General features: G+C 58.4%; 14 protein-coding genes. 12 read left to right on the top strand and 2 right to left on the bottom strand.

Going from position 1 to position 15,759, the window contains the following annotated elements:
- Positions 1–35 precede the first annotated feature (35 nt).
- A complete protein-coding gene (locus ACFPPD_RS04515; protein ID WP_378081325.1) occupies positions 36–500 on the bottom strand; it encodes a DUF559 domain-containing protein in 465 nt (154 codons plus the stop codon).
- A 238-nt stretch (positions 501–738) separates the two neighbouring features.
- Here ACFPPD_RS04515 and ACFPPD_RS04510 point away from each other — a divergent pair, with 238 nt between their 5' ends.
- The 6 genes from ACFPPD_RS04510 to ACFPPD_RS04485 all read left to right on the top strand — a co-directional run bounded on the left by ACFPPD_RS04510 (position 739) and on the right by ACFPPD_RS04485 (position 7,857).
- The gene (locus tag ACFPPD_RS04510) at positions 739–2,490 is read left to right on the top strand and encodes an ABC transporter ATP-binding protein (protein ID WP_209743541.1); all 1,752 of its coding nucleotides are present in this window, start codon (positions 739–741) and stop codon (positions 2,488–2,490) included.
- On the top strand, positions 2,487–4,394 hold the full coding sequence (locus tag ACFPPD_RS04505; RefSeq protein ID WP_209743539.1) for an ABC transporter ATP-binding protein: 1,908 nt from the start codon (positions 2,487–2,489) through the stop codon (positions 4,392–4,394). Before ACFPPD_RS04510 ends, ACFPPD_RS04505 begins: the two co-directional genes overlap by 4 nt.
- 40 nt (positions 4,395–4,434) lie before the next feature.
- Positions 4,435–5,016, top strand: a complete 582-nt coding sequence (locus tag ACFPPD_RS04500; protein WP_209743537.1) for a nitroreductase family protein — start codon at positions 4,435–4,437, stop codon at positions 5,014–5,016.
- Positions 5,017–5,170: 154 nt separating this feature from the next.
- Entirely contained in the window at positions 5,171–5,923 is a 753-nt protein-coding gene (locus ACFPPD_RS04495; protein ID WP_209743535.1) for an AAA family ATPase, read from the top strand.
- Positions 5,924–5,969: 46 nt separating this feature from the next.
- Positions 5,970–7,553, top strand: coding sequence for an amidase family protein (locus ACFPPD_RS04490; protein ID WP_209743533.1), 1,584 nt, complete (start codon positions 5,970–5,972; stop codon positions 7,551–7,553).
- A gap of 46 nt (positions 7,554–7,599) precedes the next feature.
- Entirely contained in the window at positions 7,600–7,857 is a 258-nt protein-coding gene (locus ACFPPD_RS04485) for a hypothetical protein (protein ID WP_209743531.1), read from the top strand.
- Positions 7,858–8,040: 183 nt separating this feature from the next.
- Here ACFPPD_RS04485 and ACFPPD_RS04480 read toward each other — a convergent pair whose 3' ends face one another.
- Complete coding sequence (locus ACFPPD_RS04480; protein WP_209743523.1) at positions 8,041–9,060, bottom strand: LacI family DNA-binding transcriptional regulator; 1,020 nt, start codon at positions 9,058–9,060, stop codon at positions 8,041–8,043.
- A 126-nt stretch (positions 9,061–9,186) separates the two neighbouring features.
- Here ACFPPD_RS04480 and ACFPPD_RS04475 point away from each other — a divergent pair, with 126 nt between their 5' ends.
- The 6 genes from ACFPPD_RS04475 to ACFPPD_RS04450 all read left to right on the top strand — a co-directional run bounded on the left by ACFPPD_RS04475 (position 9,187) and on the right by ACFPPD_RS04450 (position 15,583).
- Positions 9,187–10,977, top strand: a complete 1,791-nt coding sequence (locus ACFPPD_RS04475; RefSeq protein ID WP_209743521.1) for an L-fucose isomerase — start codon at positions 9,187–9,189, stop codon at positions 10,975–10,977.
- 84 nt (positions 10,978–11,061) lie between these two features.
- Complete coding sequence (locus ACFPPD_RS04470; protein ID WP_209743519.1) at positions 11,062–11,718, top strand: class II aldolase/adducin family protein; 657 nt, start codon at positions 11,062–11,064, stop codon at positions 11,716–11,718.
- 36 nt (positions 11,719–11,754) lie between these two features.
- Positions 11,755–13,248 carry a rhamnulokinase gene (locus ACFPPD_RS04465; RefSeq protein WP_209743517.1) on the top strand — a complete coding sequence of 498 codons (1,494 nt, stop codon included), beginning with the start codon at positions 11,755–11,757 and terminating at the stop codon, positions 13,246–13,248.
- 16 nt (positions 13,249–13,264) lie between these two features.
- Positions 13,265–13,699 (top strand): L-fucose mutarotase, encoded by a 435-nt coding sequence (gene fucU, locus ACFPPD_RS04460; RefSeq protein WP_209743515.1) that lies wholly within the window; start codon positions 13,265–13,267, stop codon positions 13,697–13,699.
- 76 nt (positions 13,700–13,775) lie between these two features.
- Entirely contained in the window at positions 13,776–13,907 is a 132-nt protein-coding gene (locus ACFPPD_RS04455; protein ID WP_378081320.1) for a hypothetical protein, read from the top strand.
- Between the two features lie 191 nt (positions 13,908–14,098).
- Complete coding sequence (locus ACFPPD_RS04450; protein WP_209743514.1) at positions 14,099–15,583, top strand: esterase-like activity of phytase family protein; 1,485 nt, start codon at positions 14,099–14,101, stop codon at positions 15,581–15,583.
- Positions 15,584–15,759 lie beyond the last annotated feature (176 nt).

The following is a 15,759-nucleotide window of genomic DNA, read 5'->3' as shown; positions in this document are numbered from 1 at the left end:
CCGGCCAACCTGCAAGCGAAACGGATGATTTCCTTCTACAGCAACGTTACCGTGTCCACGGGAGAAGCTTGAGAGTGAAATCGACTGATGACCATGCGCAACAAGTTGACGCAAAGTTCGGGGCGTTGCGCTACGTCGTCGTAAGCGAACGAGACGACCTGGAATCCCATCGCGGTCAAGAAGGTTTCCCGATTCAGCTCGATGCAGTATTTCGGCCTGTCCATATCCTTGACGTGCGGGACGAAGCCCTTGATTTCGATGACGAGCTTGACGCTTGGCGTTAACCAGGCAAAGTCGCAAAAGTACGAATGTCCGCGCCAATCGAGCACTTCGAATTCGGGATGCAACGCGTCGAAATGTCCGAAAACGGGCCGCCACACGTTCTCGCAAAACAATTTCTCGGCTTCGCGGTGACCGCGTTCAAGTCGTCCTTTTCTCTCTCCGGTCCGACGTGACATGTGATGCCGAATGAATGCCTCATGCGCATGGTCGAATGACATCAAAACGAATTCCTCCTTTAAAAAGAAAAACGTCCCGTCTCCATGTTAGGCATGGAGCGGGACGTTCTTCGTCTCGTTGGGAACAGTATAACGCATTGGGAAGACGCTCGGCAATCGCTTACCGATTCGGCGGTCATTTGTTTTCCGTTCATATTCCGTTCATAATGTTAGCATATTATATTTTTTACATATGAAGATATGGCATTATCGATTAACGGACAAGGAGATGATGGAGTCGATGCTTAAGCTTTTTCGTAATTTAGGTCCGTACCGCTGGGCGGTGGCCGCGGTCATGGCGCTCGTGCTGCTGCAATCGCTAAGCGAGCTTTATTTGCCCACGCTCATGGCGGACATTATCAACGACGGGGTCGTCAAAGGAGATATTCCTTACATTTGGCGCATCGGCGGCTTTATGCTCGGCGTAACCGCGATCGGGACGATCGTGTCCATCGCTTCGAGTTACTTGTCCTCGCGAGTATCTTCCGCCTTTGGAAGGGACGTTCGGCGCAAAGTGTTCCGGCACGTCGAAAGCTTCTCCCTTCAGGAGTTCGACAAGCTCGGCACGGCATCGCTTATCACGCGTACGACGAACGATATTACGCAAGTGCAATCCGTGCTCGTCATGATGATGCGAATGATGATTTCCGCTCCGATGATGTGCATCGGCGGCTTGATCATGGCCGTATCGAAGGACGCCCACCTGTCCCTCGTCTTCGTGGGGGCGCTCCCGATTCTCGCGCTGACGATCTACGCGATCGCGAGCCGGGGTATTCCGTATTTCAAAGCGATGCAAAAGAAGGTCGACAAGCTAAACCTCGTGCTTCGCGAAGGGCTTACGGGCATTCGCGTCATTCGCTCGTTCAACCGATTCGAGCACGAAACGGCCCGGTTCAAGGAAGCGAACGGCGACCTGACGCGGACGGCGATCAAGGTCAACCAGATCATGGCTTCCATGTGGCCGCTGATGATGCTGATCCTGAACTTCTCGTCCATCGCGATCATCTGGTTCGGCGGCGTCCGGGTCAGCGAAGGGCAAATGCAGGTCGGCGACTTGATGGCGTTCCTGCAATACGCGATGCAGATCATGTTCTCGCTGCTGATGGTATCTATGATGTTCGTTATGGTGCCTCGCGCTTCCGCTTCCGCTGTCCGGATCAACGAGGTGCTGGAGACGATGCCCGTCATCGAGGACGTCGAGAAGGAACGGAAACGCGCGTCGGAAAATAAACCGGCGGAGTCGGCGGCACGGGGAACGGTCGAGTTCGACAACGTGACGTTCCGCTATCCGGGCGCCGAGAATCCGGCCGTCTCGGGCATCTCGTTCCGGGCGCTGCCCGGCGAGACGACCGCGATCATCGGGGGAACGGGCTCCGGCAAGTCTACGCTCGTCAGCCTGTTGCCTCGTTTCTACGACGTCGAAGAAGGCGCGGTTCGCGTCGACGGCGCCGACGTCCGCGACTTGTCGATAGAGGAGCTGCGCGAGAAGATCGGCCTCGTCCCGCAGAAGGCGCTTCTGTTCACGGGAACGGTCGCCGACAATATCCGTTTCGGCAAGGCGGATGCGACCGACGAAGAGGTTCGGCATGCGGCGGCGACCGCCCAAGCGAGCGACTTCGTCGAGGAGATGCCGGAAGGCTACGGCTCCGCCGTTGCCCAGGGAGGAACGAACTTGTCCGGCGGACAGAAGCAACGGCTGTCGATCGCCCGCGCGCTCGTTCGCAAGCCTCGAGTGTATTTGTTCGACGACAGCTTCTCGGCGCTCGACTTCAAGACGGACGCGAAGCTCCGGGCGGCGCTTAAAGCCGAGACGACGGAAGCGACCGTCATCATCGTCGCCCAACGCGTCAGCACGGTCATGGAAGCGAACCGGATCATCGTGCTCGACGAAGGCAGGATCGTCGGCAGCGGAACCCACCGCGAGCTGATGCAAAGCTGCGACGTCTATCGCGAGATCGTGTCATCCCAGCTTTCCGAGGAGGAGATCGCATGAGCGGACCGCAGCGCGGAGGACCCGAAAAGGGAGGGCCGCAAGGAAGAGGCCCTATGGGGGGCGGCTTCGGCGGCATGGGCGGTATGGGAATGCCCGTGCAGAAGGCGAAAAACTTCAAAGGAACGTTGCGCAGGCTGATGGGGTACTTGCGTCCGCAGCGCGTCAAATTAATGGCGGTGCTCGTCACCGCGATCTTAAGCACCGCGTTCTCGATCTATAGCCCGAAAGTGCTCGGCGAAGCGACGACGAAGTTATTCAAGGGCATGATGGGCAAGTTCAACGGCGATCCGAACGCATCGTTCGATCTGCCGGGCATATGGCAAATCATCGTCTTTCTCGCGGCGCTGTACCTCGTCAGCTCGATCTTCAGCTATATTCAGCAATTCCTGATGGCGGGCGTCGCGCAGAAAACCGTATACGGGCTTCGCAACGAAGTGAAGGAAAAGCTCGGCAGGCTGCCGCTTAAATATTTCGACGGCCGACCGAACGGGGAAATCCTGAGCCGCGCGGTGAACGACGTCGATAATATCAGCAACACGCTGCAGCAAAGCTTGACGCAGCTCATCACGTCGCTTATTACGATTATCGGCGTCATTATCATGATGCTCACGATCAGTCCGTGGCTTACGTTGATATTACTACTGACGCTTCCTCTCTCCATGATCGTCATCAAGGGGGCGGCCGGACGATCGCAGAAGCATTTCAAGGCCCAGCAAATGGAGCTCGGCATGCTGAACGGTCACGTCGAGGAGATGTTTTCCGGACACCAGATCGTGAAAGCGTACGGACAGGAGAAGAACGCGGTCGAAAAGTTCGATCAAGTGAACGAGCGGCTGTACGAGTCAGGCTGGCGCGCGCAATTCGTCTCTGGCAACATCATGCCCCTGATGAACATGGTCAGCAATATCGGCTACATGTTCATTAGCGTCGTCGGCGGCATCATGGTTACGAAAGGCTCGATCTCGATCGGGAATATCCAAGCCTTCATCCAATACGCGAGACAGTTCTCGATGCCGCTCGTCCAGACGGCGAACATCGCGAATATCATTCAATCGACGATCGCTTCCGCCGAGCGGGTGTTCGAGCTGCTGGACGAACCGGAGGAAACGCCGGAAGCGGCGGACGGCGCGGATGCGAAGCTCGTCTCTCCGAAAGGGGACGTCTCGCTGCGCGGCGTCAGCTTCGGCTACAAAGAGGACGCGCCGCTTATAGAGAACATGGACATCGACGTGCGCAGCGGACAGATGGTCGCGATCGTCGGACCGACGGGCGCCGGGAAAACGACGCTCGTCAACCTGCTCATGAGGTTCTACGAAGTGAACGCGGGATCGATCACGGTGGACGGGGTAGAGATCACGCGGATGAAACGCGGTCATTTGCGCGGTTTGTTCGGCATGGTGCTGCAGGACACGTGGCTGTTCAACGGCACGATCCGCGACAATATCGGCTACGGGCGCATCGGCGCGTCGGAAGAGGCGATCGTCGAGGCGGCTAAGGCGGCGCACGCGGATCATTTTATCCGTACCCTGCCCGAAGGCTACGATACGGTGTTAAATGAAGAAGCGTCCAACTTGTCGCAAGGCCAGAAGCAGTTGCTTACGATAGCCCGGGCGATTCTCGCGAATCCGTCGATTCTCATTCTGGACGAAGCGACGAGCAGCGTCGACACGAGGACGGAAGCGCACATTCAGAAGGCGATGCACGACCTGATGCAGAACCGCACGAGCTTCGTCATCGCGCACAGGCTGTCCACGATTCGCGACGCGGACTTGATTCTCGTCATGAATCATGGCAGTATCATCGAGAAGGGCACGCACGAGGAACTGCTGGCGAAGGGCGGCTTCTACGCCGACCTGTACAACAGCCAGTTCGTAGGCGGAGGCCTTCGGCAGAGCGCGGGTTAATCACGCCGCCACAATAGGTTGCTTAACGGGGAGAGGAACGATGGATATGGCAAGCATAGAAGAAGTCATCCAAGGAAGACGAAGCATAGGCAAAGTCAAGGAGGATGCCGTTCCGAAGGAATTGCTGGAGCGGATCATCGAAGCGGCGACGTGGGCGCCGAACCACTTCGGATCGCAGCCTTGGAAGTTCGTCGTCATGACGGGCCAAGGGCGCCGCGTGCTCGGTCAAGCGTACGCGGACGTCGCGGCCGAGAAGCTGGGGGATTTGCCGGAAGCGGAGCTTAGCGACAAGCTTGAGAAAGCCGTCGCGCAAGCGTTCCGCGCTCCGGCGGTCATCGCGGCGATCTGTTCGCCGTCGGACGACGCTCGCGCCGTCGCGATCGAAGAGTTGGCAGCCGCTCACGCCGCGGTGCAGAACCTGCTGCTGTCGGCCCACGCGAACGGCTTGGGAGCGGTATGGCGCACGGGCGAGCCTGCGTACCATCCGAAGATGAAGAGCGCCTTCGGTCTCGCCGAGGAGGAACAGATCGTCGGCTTGATCTACGTCGGCTACCCCGACATGGCGATCCCGGTCGGCAAGCGCGTTCCCGCCGCGGAGAAAACCGTATGGCTGGAAAGCTAAATAAAGCGGTTTGCAAGGAAATGGGCCAGTCTCCCGGGCGTAAACCGGCCGAGACTGGCCTTTTGGCATGCGTTCTCTCCCCGAAGTATACCAACTATTCCCAATATGGATATGCTACACTGGAGTCCTATTCGCCGAAAATGGAGGTTGTCGCATGACCGTTCGACCGACGTTCTTGAGAAGCATCGTTTTGGACCGCGACTCGATTCCGGATCACCGGCGTTATCCGTTTAACGTTCCTTCCATCCGCGGCTTGGATAAGCTCGACTTTCACCCGAAGGTGACGTATATCGTCGGGGAGAACGGCATGGGCAAGTCGACGCTGATGGAAGCGATCGCCGTCGCATGGGGGTTCAACGCGGAAGGCGGCACGAAAAACTTCTCGTTCTCCACGTCGGCCACCCACTCGGAGCTGCACGAATACGTTCGTCTCGTCCGAGGAGCGTATAAGGCGCGAGACGGGTTCTTTTTCCGGGCGGAAAGCTACTATAATCTCGCGTCCAACATCGACGAGCTGGATCGGGAGGGCGGGCCTGGGCCTCGAATTAAGGATTCCTACGGCGGGAAGTCGCTTCACGAGCAGTCGCACGGGGAATCGTTCTTCTCGGCGTTCATTCACCGGTTCGGAGGCATGGGGCTTTACCTGTTGGACGAGCCGGAATCGGCGCTGTCTCCCTTGAGGCAAATGTCGATGCTCGCGCGAGTCCACGAGCTGGTCGGTCAGGACTCGCAGTTCGTCATCGCGACGCATTCCCCGATCTTGATGGCGTATCCGGATTCGGTCATGTACGAGCTGACGTCGGGCGGCATCGGGACGACAACGCTGGAGGAGACCGATCATTATACGATTACGAAGCGTTTCTTGAACGACAAGAAACGGATGTTGGAAGAGTTGTTCGCCGATTGAAGCGGGATAAGCTTGGCGGCAGAGCCGGAGGGAGCCGTAGAGACAAATGGGCATGAAATTACCGGAATGGATCATAGAAAAGGATATCGGTACGTTGCAAGCGGCGATGGAAAAAGGCGAGTTCGACTCGGTGGCGCTCGTCGGCGCGTATCTCGATCGGATACGGAAGTACGATCCCGCCATCCGTTCGGTATTGGAGATCAATCCGGACGCGCTCGAGATCGCGAAGTCGCTCGATCGCGAACGGGAAGAGCGGGGGAGCCGCGGGCCGTTGCACGGCATTCCGATTCTGCTGAAGGACAATATCGATACGGGAGACCGAATGCATACGAGCGCGGGCTCGATCGCCTTGGCGAGTTCGTTCGCGGCCGAAGATTCGGCGGTGGCAGCGCGTCTGCGCGAGGCGGGGGCTGTGCTGCTCGGGAAGACGAACATGACCGAGTGGGCGAATTTCATGTCGTCGACGATGTGGTCCGGCTATAGCTCCAGGGGAGGCCAGACGGAAAATCCTTACGGACCGGGCGAGCTGTTCGTCGGCGGCTCCAGCTCGGGATCGGGCGCTTCGATCGCCGCGAGCTTCGCGGCTGCCGCGATCGGCACGGAGACGATGGGGTCGATTATCAGCCCGTCCTGCCAGCATATGCTCGTCGGAATCAAGCCGACCGTCGGGTTGGTCGGCCGATCGGGCATCATTCCGATCACGAGCAGCCAGGATACGGCGGGCCCGATGGCTCGGACGGTCGCGGACGCGGCGGCGGTGCTCGGCGCGATCGTCGGGGCGGATGCCAGGGATCCGGCTTCTAATGCCGGTATCCCTCTCGCTCAGGGATATTCGGCGGACAGCGTGCCTATGGCCAATATCCCTTTCGCTCAGGGTTACACGGGGAACAGCGTGCCTATGGCCAATATCCCTTTCGCTCAGGGTTATGCGGAGTGCTTGGATGAGGCGTTCTTGAAGCAGTCCGTTATCGGTATTCCTCGGCACTACGTTCAAGGGCTGGACGCGGAGAGATTGTCGATTTTCGAGGCGGCGATCGAAACGTTAAGAAGCCGCGGCGCGACGATCGTCGACCCCGTCAGTCTTCGTTGCGAGGATAAGGAATGGAACGGGGACGTGCTGCGTTACGAGTTCAAGAAGGCGCTTAACGATTACTTGGGGAAGTTGCCAGAGCATGTTCCGGTCCATTCGTTGAAGGAAGTCATCGCATATAACGAGATGAACGCCGACCGGGCGCTGAAATACGGGCAAGGGACGCTGATCTGGTCGGAGGAGACGAGCGGCACGTTAACGGAGCCCGAGTACGTCGCGGCTTTGGCGATGAACGTCGAGGCGCGCCGCGCGATCGACGAGGCGCTTCGCGAGCATGGCTTGGACGCCCTCTTGTTCTTCGGAGCGGACGACGGAACAGATCTGGCGGCTAGAGCCGGATACCCGTCCATTTGCGTGCCCGCGGGTTACGCGAAGACGAGCACCCGCCCTTGGGGCGAGGCGCCGACAAGCGGTCCGCAAGGCGTCAGCTTCGTCGGAACGGCATTCAGCGAAACGACGCTGATCAAGATCGCCTACGGTTACGAACAAGCGACGAAGCATCGGTTTGCGCCCGACTTGAAAGCTTCGTCCGAGGATTGAACCGTTTTGACCGTGTAACGCTATTCAACGGGGATCGAGGTGTTTTATGATCGGATTGTTGATCGGTTGGATTGTCGGCATCCTCTTTTTCTTCGTTATTTTGTACAACGTCATTCAAGCGGCGATCGACAACTCGAAGCTAGCTAAGGATGTGCGAACGCTGAAGAAGCTGTTATCGGGCACGGACAAGGAAGATATATCAGACGAAAGCGACGACGCGACTTACGCGGATTGCCCGTCCTGCGGGCATCGGGTCGCTCTGAACGGGACGGACTGCTCGGAGTGCGGGTTGCGGTTGGGCTAGTAGACCGGAGGGCGAAGCGGAACGGTAACCCGTCGAATTAGTCGCTTTGAACGACTAACTCAGCGCTGCCCATCATAACGACTATTTGCACATTTTTCTCCTGAGAGACGGGGATACTGTCATAAGAAAGCAGGTCATCGACATCGCCCTACCGAGGGTTCTATCGAGGGCCTGCTTTTTGCATTATTTCGCATCCGCGACCGACCGACGCACGATCAAATCCGCCGGAAGCACGATTTTGCGCCATGGCTGAGGGGATTCGCCGCCGCGTTCTTGGATGCGCTCGACGAGCATCTGCATGCCCAGGTAACCGAATTGGTACGCCTGTTGGGCGATGACGGTCAGGAACGGATCGATCTCCGAGTAAGGCCCGAGATCGTCGAATCCGACGACCGAGACATCGTCCGGTACGCGCAAACCGCGGCCGTGCAGCGTGCGGATGACTTCGACCGCGAGCACGTTGTTGCCGGCGACGATCGCGGTCGGAGGCGGCGTCATCCCGTCGAGCCAGCTCTCGATTTCGCTCAGGTCGTTGCGAAGCTGGAACGCCATTTCGTGGACGTAGCGCTCGTCGTACGCGAGGTCGTTCAGCTTCAGCGCTTCCCGATAGCCTTCGTGGCGCAGACGGGCGCTCGATATGGTGGGAGAGCCGTTGATGAGCGCGATCCTTCTATGCCCGCGCGACGTGAGATGGTCGACGAGCTTGCGAGAGCCTTCCTTCGAATCGCCGAGAACGACGTCGCTGCCTACGCCGGGCACTTCGCGGTCGAGCAACACGAACGGCACGTTGTGCATGCGCAGGCTCTCCAAGTGGGGCAACGAAAGGTCTCCGGCCGGGGCGACGAGCACGCCGTCGGCTCTCGTCGCGAGAATCGCGTCGACGTAATCCTTTTCCTTGTCGACGCTTTCGTCTGAGTTGCCGAATAACAGCCGGTAGCCGTGTTTCTTCGCCGCGTCCTCCGCGCCCCGGGCCAACGTCGTATAGAAAGGGTTCGTGATGTCCGTTATGAGCAGGAACAGCAGCTTGCTCTGTTGCAGCACGAGGCTGCGGGCCATATGGTTCGGCACGTAATTCAGTTCTTCCATGACCCGCCGAACTTTCGCTCGCGTCTTATCGCTGATCTTCCCAGTGTTATTGATAACCCTGGAAACAGTCATGGCGGACACGCCTGCTTGGGCGGCGATATCGTAGATTGTAACCATTAATAAAGCTCCTTGCCCGACAAATGTTACGTTTATCTTACCGAAATCCCCGATTGACAGCAAGCGCTTTCCCTGATAATTTAGGGTTATCGGTAACATTATTTTGATCTATGGAGGCTTAATCGAATGGCAGAGCAAACTTTCAGATGGAATGGCGCTTTTCCGAAAATCGGCATTCGCCCGACGATCGACGGCCGCCGCAAAGGCGTCCGAGAATCCCTTGAAGACCAAACGATGAACATGGCGATTGGCGTAGCCAAGCTGATCTCCGAAAACTTGCGTTACCCCGACGGTTCCCCCGTCGAGTGCGTCATCGCCGACAGCACGATCGGCGGCGTCGCGGAATCCGCCGCGGCGGCATCGAAATTCGCCCGCGAGAACGTAGGGGTATCGATAACGGTTACGCCTTGCTGGTGTTACGGCACCGAGACGATGGACATGGATCCTTCGGTTCCGAAAGCGGTATGGGGCTTTAACGGCACGGAGCGCCCGGGCGCGGTGTACTTGGCGGCGGTATTGTCCGCTTACGCGCAAAAAGGCTTGCCGGCGTTCGGCATCTACGGCAAAGACGTGCAAGACGCGGGAACGACCGATGTGCCGGAAGACGTAAAAGGCAAGTTGCTCGGCTTCGCGCGCGCCGGTCTCGCGGTCGCCCTCATGAAAGGCAAGTCGTACTTGTCGATGGGATCCGTCTCGATGGGCATCGCCGGTTCGATCGTTAACGACGCGTTTTTCCAAGAATTTTTGGGCCTTCGCACCGAATATATCGACATGAGCGAATTCGTTCGCCGTATGGACGAAGGGATCTTCGATCCGATCGAGTACGAAAAAGCGCTTGCTTGGGTGAAAGAAAACTGCAAGGAAGGTCCGGACAACAATCCGGCCGATATCCAAACGTCCCGTCAGCGCAAAGACAAGGACTGGGAGACGGTCGTCAAGATGACGATCATCGCGCGCGATCTGATGGTCGGCAACCCGCGCCTCGCGGAGCTCGATTTCGGCGAAGAAGCGCAAGGCCACAACGCGATCGTCGCCGGCTTCCAAGGCCAGCGCCAATGGACGGACCACTTCCCGAACGGCGACTTCATGGAAGCGATGCTGAACTCCTCGTTCGACTGGAACGGCATTCGCGCGCCTTACATGCTCGCTACCGAGAACGATAGCCTGAACGGCGCGGTCATGCTGTTCGGCAACCTGCTGACGAACACAGCGCAAATCTTCGCCGACGTTCGTACCTATTGGAGCGCGGACGCTGTAGAACGCGTGACCGGACATAAGCTGAGCGGAGCGGCAGCTGGAGGATTGCTTCACTTGATCAACTCCGGACCGGCGACGCTCGACGGCACGGGCGAACAGACGAAAGACGGCAAGCCGGCGATGAAGCCTTTCTGGGAAATCAGCCAGGAGGAAGCGCAGAAGTGTCTCGACGCGACGTCCTGGCGTCCGGCGTCCGTGGAATATTTCCGCGGGGGCGGTTATTCGTCCGACTTCCTGACGCGCGGCGGCATGCCGATGACGATGTCCCGCTTGAACTTGGTCAAAGGCATCGGGCCGGTGCTGCAAATCGCGGAAGGCTATTCCGTCGACTTGCCGGAAGGCGTGCACGACACGCTCGATAAGCGGACGGATTCGACGTGGCCGACGACTTGGTTCGCTCCGATCTTGACGGGCGAAGGTTCGTTCAAGAGCGTGTACGATGTCATGGATAATTGGGGTGCGAACCACGGCTCGATCAGCTTCGGCCACATCGGCGCAGACCTGATCACGCTAGCATCGATGCTTCGCATTCCGGTCAGCATGCACAACGTGGCGCCGGAGAACGTTTTCCGCCCGCGGGCATGGGGACTGTTCGGAACGGCCGACGCCGAAAGCGCGGACTACCGCGCATGCGCCAACTTCGGACCGCTCTACAAATAAAAATACGTACGATGGACGTCGCCGTCGCCTGTTGCCCGGTCGGAGCAGGCGATCTTCGTCCGTCCATAGATGGGGAGAACGGATATGAGCAGCCAAGCGATTCGCGAGGAATTGTGCAAATACGCGCAGAAAACCGTCAGCAACAAACTGGTCGTAGGGCCCGGAGGCAATATCAGCGCCCGCTTCGAAGGCAAAATGTACTTGTCCCCGAGCGGTTTCGCGCTGGACGAAATCAAGCCGGAGCAATGGGTGGAAGTTGACATCGAGACGGGGGCTATAACCGATATCGGCCTTCGTCCGTCGTCGGAGGTGCTCATGCATCTGTACGCGTACCGCCAAAATCCGAAAATCGGCGCGATGGTGCACACTCACCCGCCTTATTGCATCGCTTTTACGCTGGTGGAAAAAGATTTGCCGATCATGTTCCCGGACCAAGCGGCGCTCGTCGGTAGAACGGTATACGTCGATTACGTACTTCCGACGACGGACCGGTTGGCCGACGCGGTCGTCGAGAAAATCGAGCATTCGTCGATCCTGCTCGGCAACCACGGACTCGTCACGACGGGGCGCAACCTTCGCGAAGCTTACTACCGCACCGAAGTCGTCGAGGAAAGCGCGAAGATTTTCCTCATCGCCAAAGCGATCAAGGAGCCTAAAGTGCTGACGGCCGAAGAGACCGAAGAGATCGCGTCGCTCGAGAGCGAAGCGTACCGTATTCAGCTGCTTCAGAAAATGAAATAAGAAGCGCAAGCTTCGACGCAGGGAGGATCATCGCGCATGGCGAATCAGACGACGGTGCTGGCGTTCGATATGGGGGCCAGCAGCGGCAGGGCGCTCGTCGGACGGCTGATCGCGGGGGTGAACGGCTCGCGCAAGCTGGAAGTGACGGAAATCCATCGCTTTCCGAACCATGCGGTCCAAGTCGGCAACCACCTTCATTGGGATATTTTACGGCTGTTGCGCGAGATGAAGAAGAGCATTCGTTTCGCTTTCCAGCAAGGCTACGAGCCCGCGACGTTCGGCATCGATACGTGGGGCGTCGATTTCGGCTTGCTCGACGCGAACGGCGAGCTGATCGGCAATCCGTACCATTACCGCGATCCGCAGACGGAAGGGCTCATCGACGAAGTGAACGCGCTCGTGGGCAAGATGAAGTTGTTCAAGGAAAGCGGCCTCCAGTTCATGCCGTTCAACACGTTGTACCAGTTGTACGCGATGCGCAAAGCGGGTTCGCCGAAGCTCGATATCGCGCGGACGCTGCTGCTTACTCCGGATTTGCTCGCTTATTTGCTGACGGGAATTCGCTCATGCGAGTTCTCGATGGCGACGACGACTGCTTTGTACGACCCGGACAAACAAGCGTGGAACAAAGAGCTGATGGGGCGCCTCGGCATTCCGGCCGATTTGTTTCTCGATCCCGTTCATCCGGGGACGATCGTCGGCCCATTGTCGGCTGAAGTGATGGCGGAGCTCGGCGTTCCGGCCATGCAAGCGGTCGCGGTCGGCACGCACGATACGGAATCCGCGGTGGCGGCCGTTCCGGCGGGCGACGATCCGTTCGCGTTTCTCGTCTGCGGGACTTGGTCGCTACTAGGCACGGAGATGGACGGGCCGTTGTTGAGCGACGAGACGCTGGCGCTCGATTTCTCGAACGAAGGCGGCGTCGGCGGCACGTACCAGTTGCTCAAAAACATCATGGGCCTCTGGATCCTCCAGGAGTGCAAGCGGGAGTGGGACGAACAGGGGAACGAGATCGGTTTCGGCGAGCTGGCGGCGATGGCCGAAGGCGCGGAGCCGTTCCGAAGCTTGATCCACCCGGACGATCCGCGGTTCTTCGCGCACGGCGGCATGGCCGATAAAATAAGCGCGTTCTGCGAGGAAACCGGGCAGCCGGCGCCGCGGAACGAGGCGGAGTTCGCGCGCTGCATCGTCGAAAGCTTGGCTTTGAGGTACAGGCAAGCGCTCGAGCAAGCGGAGCGGCTGACGGATCGGACGTACGCGGGGCTTCATATGGTCGGCGGCGGCATTCAGAACAAGCTGCTGTGCCGGTTTACCGCGAACGCGATCGGCAAGCCCGTATGGGCGGGTCCGGTCGAAGCGAGCGCGATCGGCAACATGCTGGCGCAGTTGCTCGCGACGGGCGAATGCAAAGATCTAAGGGAAGCGCGGGAACTCGTCGCCGCGTCGTTCCCGGTCGACGTCTACGAGCCGGAAGCCGATTCGAGCTGGGCGGACGCGTACAGGAAGTTCCTCGGCTTCGGCCGGACTTGATAAGGAGGCATGACGGATGCTGAAAGGAATTTCGAGTTTGATTTCGCCGGAGCTGCTGAAAATATTGATGGAAATGGGCCACAGCGACGAGATCGTGCTCGCCGACGGCAATTTCCCGGCGGCCAGCCACGCTCAGCGGTTGATCCGCTCGGACGGCCATGGCATTCCCGAGCTGCTGGACGCGATTCTAAAGCTGTTCCCGCTCGATCAATATGTCGATAAGCCGGCGGCGCTCATGCAGGTCATGCCGGGGGACAGGACGGAGACGCCGATCTGGGCGACGTACGGGGACATCGTCTCGGCGAGGACCGGACTGGTGGCGCCGTTCGAGGAAGTCGAGCGGTTCGCGTTCTACGAGCGCGCGAAGAAAGCCTACGCGATCGTCGCGACGGGCGAAAGCGCGTTGTACGCGAATTTGATTTTGAAGAAGGGCGTCATTCCGGCGGAGTGATCGTGCACGATAGGAAATCCCGCGCCTCGATTTTATCGGGGCGCGGGATCTTTTGCATTATGCGGCGGCGGGACAGATGGAGAATAACACGTTGTCGGCGTACTGCACGAGTAAACGGACCGACCGGATGCCCAATAGCACGCTGTCGGCGTACTGCACGAGTAAATTGACCGAGCGGATACCCAATAGCACGCTGTCGGCGTACTAAATCATCCCCTCGTCAGAAACATGCAGAGCGGTCAATCCGCCAACCGCCATCCGCCAACCGCCAACCGCCAACCGCATCGTCCCTTATCCTCCCCTCGCGTTGACAATTCTTTACGCCCGCCGAAGATTCCGTTAATACTTGTCTCCTATCATGGTAAATAGTAGGAACTACCATTCGAGGGAGAGATAGAATTGAAATTACCGGCAGGCAAAAAAGGGTTTTTGGTCGCATCGACGCTCGTGCTCGCGGTCGCATGCGCGACGCCGATCACGCAAGCGGCGGATAACGCGCTGAAGGCGATCGCGCTCAAAGCGAAAGTGATCGTGAACGGCTCGGAAGCGAAGCTGGCCAAGGAGCCGGTCATTATCAACGGCAGCCTGTACGTTCCCGTGAAGGCGCTCGGAGACGCGCTCGGGCAGAAGTCGACTTGGGATAACGCGACCAAGACGCTGACGATGCAGCCATACCCGATCAAAGCCGGCGTCTATACTTGGAAAAACGCGCCGTCGCTCGGACTCGGCCTGAAAGAAGGCGGGTTCTCCGGCATGACGCATCTTCCGGGAGATCCGGACGACGTCTTTTACCTCATCGCCGACCGCGGTCCGAACGGACAGATCACGATCGACAAATCCGTGAACCGCACGTTCCCGGCGCAAGATTACGTGCCTCGCTTCTACAAAGTTCAACTCGTGAACGACGAAGTGAAAATTCTCGACACGATCAAGATCAAGCTGCCCGAAGGTAAAACGAACGCGATCACGAAAAGTCGCGACACGACGGGCTTCAGCAACATCGCGTCGGACGAGAAATCGTACGACAACACCGGCAAGACGTTACTGCCGCTCGATCCGGACGGCCTCGATCTCGAAGGCATCTCGTACAGTCCGTCCGACGACACGTTCTGGATCAGCGACGAGTACCGGCCATCCTTGCTCCAGATCAAACGCGACGGCACGATCATCGGCCGTTACGTGCCTGCGGGCGACAAGGAAAAGCTGAAGGACGCGCAAGCCCCGATCTTCGAGACAATCCCGGCGATCTACGCGAAACGCATCGCTAATCGCGGCTTCGAAGGCGTCACGGTGTCTCCGGACGGCAAGTTTCTGTACGCGTCGATCCAAAGCCCGATGGCGGTACCGGACAAAGCGACGGGCGAAGCATCCCGCAACTTGCGCATTTTGAAAATGGACCTATCGACGAAACAATTCGTCGGCGAATACGTGTACGTCGCGGAAGACGCGAAATCCTTCGTCAACGTGTCGCAGAAAGACGTCGTCATCTCCGACTTGCACGCGCTGTCGGCGGACGTCATTCTCGTGGACGAACGCGACAAGAACGAAGGATCCGCCGCGCAAATCAAACGCGTCTACAAGATCGACCTGTCCAAAGCGACGAACATCCTCGGCAAAGAGATCAGTAAGGAATTAGAAGGCACATCCATCGACCAGCTTAAATCGCTGAACGTCAACGCGGCGCCGAAGGAACTCGTCCTCGACCTGACGAAGCTGAACTACCCGTTCGAGAAGTTCGAAGGGCTGACGGTGCTGAACAAGAACACGATTCTCGTCGCGAACGACAACGACTTCGGCGTCGGAGAATACGACGCGAACGGCGTGTTGAAGGTGACCGACAAGATGTCTCAAGTGTGGAAAATCGAAGTGAAGGATTTGTGGTAATAGCAGGACCGCTAGCCAAACCGTCAAGCGCGATAGCGCTTGACGGTTTTTTGCAATCCTAACTTAGCTTCCAGAGGAGGTTATATTTGTTACTGTCGTATGTAACAATTTGGCTGTCGAACGACGGACCTGGATGATATGATGGAAGCGATTGCGACACTCAGACTGCGCATGAA

Origin of the sequence: Cohnella suwonensis, from assembly GCF_042655365.1 — a bacterium.
Taxonomy (GTDB): Bacteria; Bacillota; Bacilli; order Paenibacillales; family Paenibacillaceae; genus Cohnella; species Cohnella suwonensis.
This window is presented reverse-complemented; position numbering and strand designations above follow the sequence as displayed.

Bases quoted from the DNA above. Each gene is read 5' to 3' on its own strand.
- ACFPPD_RS04500 (WP_209743537.1), top strand. From the start codon at position 4,435: ATGGATATGGCAAGCATAGAAGAAGTCATCCAAGGAAGACGAAGCATA.
- ACFPPD_RS04470 (WP_209743519.1), top strand. From the start codon at position 11,062: ATGAGCAGCCAAGCGATTCGCGAGGAATTGTGCAAATACGCGCAGAAA.
- ACFPPD_RS04515 (WP_378081325.1), bottom strand. From the start codon at position 500: ATGTCATTCGACCATGCGCATGAGGCATTCATTCGGCATCACATGTCA.
- ACFPPD_RS04510 (WP_209743541.1), top strand. From the start codon at position 739: ATGCTTAAGCTTTTTCGTAATTTAGGTCCGTACCGCTGGGCGGTGGCC.
- ACFPPD_RS04475 (WP_209743521.1), top strand. From the start codon at position 9,187: ATGGCAGAGCAAACTTTCAGATGGAATGGCGCTTTTCCGAAAATCGGC.
- ACFPPD_RS04455 (WP_378081320.1), top strand. From the start codon at position 13,776: ATGGAGAATAACACGTTGTCGGCGTACTGCACGAGTAAACGGACCGAC.
- fucU (WP_209743515.1), top strand. From the start codon at position 13,265: ATGCTGAAAGGAATTTCGAGTTTGATTTCGCCGGAGCTGCTGAAAATA.
- ACFPPD_RS04485 (WP_209743531.1), top strand. From the start codon at position 7,600: ATGATCGGATTGTTGATCGGTTGGATTGTCGGCATCCTCTTTTTCTTC.
- ACFPPD_RS04480 (WP_209743523.1), bottom strand. From the start codon at position 9,060: ATGGTTACAATCTACGATATCGCCGCCCAAGCAGGCGTGTCCGCCATG.
- ACFPPD_RS04505 (WP_209743539.1), top strand. From the start codon at position 2,487: ATGAGCGGACCGCAGCGCGGAGGACCCGAAAAGGGAGGGCCGCAAGGA.
- ACFPPD_RS04495 (WP_209743535.1), top strand. From the start codon at position 5,171: ATGACCGTTCGACCGACGTTCTTGAGAAGCATCGTTTTGGACCGCGAC.
- ACFPPD_RS04465 (WP_209743517.1), top strand. From the start codon at position 11,755: ATGGCGAATCAGACGACGGTGCTGGCGTTCGATATGGGGGCCAGCAGC.
- ACFPPD_RS04490 (WP_209743533.1), top strand. From the start codon at position 5,970: ATGGGCATGAAATTACCGGAATGGATCATAGAAAAGGATATCGGTACG.